Here is a 4,449-nt window from a genome sequence, read left to right as displayed (position 1 = left end):
CCAAATCCATTTGCAGAGAACTTCAAGCTGGATGTAAAAACTAACAGTGAAGAAAATCTAAGTGTAAAAGTTTACGACATGATAGGGAAATTGGTAGAAAGTAGAACGATTGTTTCATCAGAAATAGAAACATTAGAAGTTGGAACTAATTATCCATCGGGAGTTTACAATGTTATTGTATCTCAAGGAAGTAACACTAAAACACTTCGTGTTATAAAAAGATAAGTTTACAATAAATCTATAAATGCAAAAACCTTCTCAAGCAATTGAGAAGGTTTTTTTTATATAAACAATTTGTAATCACTTGTTAATAAATTAATAACATCAAAATTTTATTTTCTTTAACATTTGATTGTACTTTTGTTTCTCAAAATCAAAATCATCTATTTATGAAACAAAAGTTACTAAATATTAGTACGTTACAAAAACTCTTTTTGGGTTTTGTTATTATGTTATTGAGTTGTAAAACTATTGGCCAAACAACTTCAGTATGGAGCGGCACAAGTGGCGGAGCATGGCTAACAGGAGCGAGTTGGACACCATCAGGCGCGCCAAATAGTGCAACCACTATTGCTTCTTTTGGAGGTTCTAATGTAGCAACAACTGTTGGTGTGAATACAAATACTCAGGCCAGTTTAAATGTGGCAGCTATTACTTTTTTGACAGGATCATCTACTGTTAATTTAGCTTTAGGTAATAGTGCTTCAAGTGGTTCTGGAGGTACAATAACATTTGCAGGAACTACACTTAATTCTGTTGGCAATGTAGTACTTAGAAGTACATCGTCTAAAAATTTTACTTTTCAAAATAACATTGGAACAGGAGCTAAAACTCTAGGATTTATTTTAGGAAATACTACAGACAATATAATAAATATTGATGGTTCTGGAGGTGTTATACTAAGTTCTATTATTAGTGGAAGTTCAAAAAAATTAACTTTGGGTGGTTCTGGTTCAGGAGCTTTGACACTTTCAGGAGCTAACACTTACACCGGAGCAACTACAATTAATTCTGCTACAAGTAAATTAATTTTAGGTGCTAGTGGCGTTATTGCAGACGCAAGTAATGTGATATTAAATGGAGGAACTTTAAACACAGGTGCTTCAGTTGGTTTTTCTGAAACAACAGGTACATTAAGTTTGACTAACGATGCTACAATTTTATTAGGCACAGGAAATCATGCATTAAATTTTTCTGATAGTAATGCGGTTGCTTGGACTTCTGGTAAGACGTTAACGATAACCGGTTGGACAGGAACTGCCGGAACATCTGGAACTGCCGGAAAAATATTTTTTGGCAATTCTGCATCTGGTTTAACATCTACTCAAATAAGTCAAATTTCATTTACAGGATTTGTAGGTGGAGCAATAATTTTAAGTTCGGGCGAAGTAGTTCCGGTTGGAGCATTAATAACACCTTCTTCAAGTCCTTCAAGCCTAACAACCACATACGGTTTAGCCTCTTTAGAATCATCATTTACTGTTTCAGGAACAAGTATGTCAGCAGGAATTTCTATTAATCCACCATTGGGTTTTCAAGTTTCTACAACTAATGATTTTTCAAGTAATGTTGGTTCTAATGGATCTCCTATAACAGTAGGTTTTTCTGGCACTATTCCTGCGACAACGATTTATATTAGATTAGCAGCAGGATTATCAGCAGGAAATTACACAGGAAATATTGTTTTGTCTAGCGCTGGAGCTACAAATGTTAATTTAGCTACAAATGCTATAAATACTGTAAATCAGAAAAATGTAACTATTTCTGGATTGGTTGCAGACGACAAAATATTTGACAATACAACAACAACTAGTTTAAGCGGAACAGCATCATTAAGTGGTGTTTTGGCTGGAGATGTTTCTAATGTAGTATTATCTGGAACGCCAGTTGCTAATTTTTTAACTGCTGCTGTTGGAACTAACAAACCCGTTACTGTTTCTGGTTATTCCTTAACAGGTTCTGCTTCATCTAATTATTTATTGTTGCAACCTTCAGGTTTAACAGCTTCTATTAATTCGTCTGGATTGCAAGATCAGATGATAACATTCGGATCATTGTCTTCTACAACTTATGGAGACAATAATTTTAATTTAAACGCAACTTCCAATTCGGGATTAACAATTACTTATTTTAGTTCTAACACTAATGTTGCAACTGTTTTAGGAAATACGGTTTCAATAGTTGGTGCTGGATCAACTATAATTTCTGCAACTCAGGCTGGTGATTCTAATTATAATGCAGCAACTTCTGTAGATCAACTTTTGGTTGTAAATCAAAAGAGTTTAACAGTTTCGGGCGCATCAGCAAGCAGCAAAGAATACAACGGAAATAACGCAGCTACACTATCTGGAGGTGTACTTGTAGGGATTTTTAATTCTGATAATGTTACTTTTTCTGGAAATGGTGTTTTTGATACTCCCAATGTTGGTACAAGTAAAACAGTTACCGGAACATTGGTTTTGGGTGGAGTAAAAGCGGTAAATTATATTCTTACACAGCCAAGTCTTCTTGCAGATATAACTCCTAAAGAACTAACAATTACAGGAATTTCTGTGAGTAATAAACAATACGATACCAATAACTCGGCATCCATTGTAGGTACACCAACTTTACTTGGATTGTTAACTATCGACTTGACTGCTGTTTCTCTAGGTGGTTCACCTACTGCAACTTTTGGAAATAGTACAGTTGGTACTGGTAAGTTGGTTACTATTTCTGGATATTCTATTTCTGGTTTGGCATCGGGTAATTATTTATTGACTCAACCATCTGGAATAACTGCAAATATTACTACAAAATTACTATCTATAGTAGGATTAACTGCTAACAATAAAATTTATAATAGAGATTTAGCAACTACATTATCTGGCGTAGCTACATTGTCTGGAATTATACCTGGCGATGAAGCTTTTGTTTCTTTAGTAGGAACACCTTCGGCAGCTTTTCTAAGTTATACTTTCGGAATAAATAAAACAGTTGACGTAACAGGATTATCTATTTCTGGTGCATCAATTGCCAATTATTCTTTATCAAATTTAAGCTTAACAGCAAGTATATTGAAAAAAGATGTTACTGTTTTATCTGCAACTGCAACTGATAAGTTTTATGACGGAAATACTACAGCAACAATTAGTGGAACTCTAAATGGAGTTGTCTTTCCAGATGCCGTGACTCTAAATTTAAGTGGAGTTTTTGCAGATGCAAATGTTGGAACTAATAAAACGGTGACTTCTACAAGTTCGATTACAGGAGTAGATGTTTTAAACTATAATTTGATACAACCTACAGGTCTTTTAGCTTCAATTAATGCTGCTGCTTGTGGTATTAGTTCTGGTCTTGTAACTTATAACTTTAATACCTCTTCACCATCAAGCAATACTGTAAATGGTGTATTAGTCTCACCATTGACACAAGGAAATAATAATGGAACTTCAACTTTGTTAAGTAGTACAAGTGCATCAAATTTTTCTGGTGCTTCTGCAGCAAACAATGCTGGTGCAGCAGCTTTTATTGGAGCAATTAATACATTAACATCTACTTATTTTGAATTTTCAGTAACTCCTCAATCTGGATATAATGTTTCTTTAACAGGTCTTAGTTTTGGTTCAAGAAGTACAGGAACTGGTCCTAAAGCGTACGCTTTGAAATCTAATTTAGATAATTATTCAGCAAACTTAGCTACTGGAGTTTTCAACAACAACAGTACTTGGGTGTTGTTTAATCCTTCTACGACGACAAGTTCCTCTAATCAAGCTATAACTTATAGACTTTATGGATATGATGGAGCTGGTGGCGCTGTGGCTGGATCTGTAAATTGGAGAATTGACGATTTAAAATTAAATATAATTGCCACTCCAGGTGCAGCATTAACTAGTGCGACTTCTGCAATAATTTGTTCAGGTGATACTTTTTCTTATTCTCCAATAACCAATTATACAGGTGCTACCATAAGTTGGGCCAGAGCAGCCGTAACAGGAATTAGTACTACATCTGTTTCAACTCCGCAATTGACAAATCCTAATGAGGTTTTGGTTAATACTACAACTACTCCAATAGACGTAGTTTATGTTTATAATGTTACCACTTCAACTTGCTTTGTATCTCAAAATGTAACGGTAACTGTTAGACCAATATTTAATTGGTATTTAGATTCAGATAATGATGGTTATTACTTTGGTTCCGTTATTACATCTTGTGATTCTCCTGGTTTGGGTTATAAAACTTCTGGAATTATTGCTTCAGGAGATTGCGACGACACAAACCCAGCAATAAACCCTGGCGCTGTTGATGTATGTTATGATGGACTAGACAATAACTGTGACGGAATTATAGACAACGGTTGTACGCCAGTTGTAAGTACGCTTTCTACAGGATCATGTGGTGTAACACTTTCAGGTTGGTATTCCTCTGTGTCGGTTAACAATGTAGCTTTTGCACAAGGATATAGAT

Annotated in this window: 2 protein-coding genes; both read left to right on the top strand. The window is 34.9% G+C overall.

What is annotated here, in order from left to right; translation table 11 throughout:
* On the top strand, positions 1-225 hold a 225-nt coding region (locus ACH2CG_RS09375; RefSeq protein WP_395064493.1), incomplete at its 5' end, for a T9SS type A sorting domain-containing protein.
* A gap of 164 nt (positions 226-389) precedes the next feature.
* On the top strand, positions 390-4,449 hold a 4,060-nt coding region (locus ACH2CG_RS09370; protein WP_395064491.1), incomplete at its 3' end, for a YDG domain-containing protein.

It is taken from the genome of Flavobacterium sp. (assembly GCF_043778725.1).
GTDB lineage: Bacteria > Bacteroidota > Bacteroidia > Flavobacteriales > Flavobacteriaceae > Flavobacterium.
Note: the sequence above shows the minus strand (reverse complement) of the source record. Positions and strands in the feature narration are given on the sequence as shown.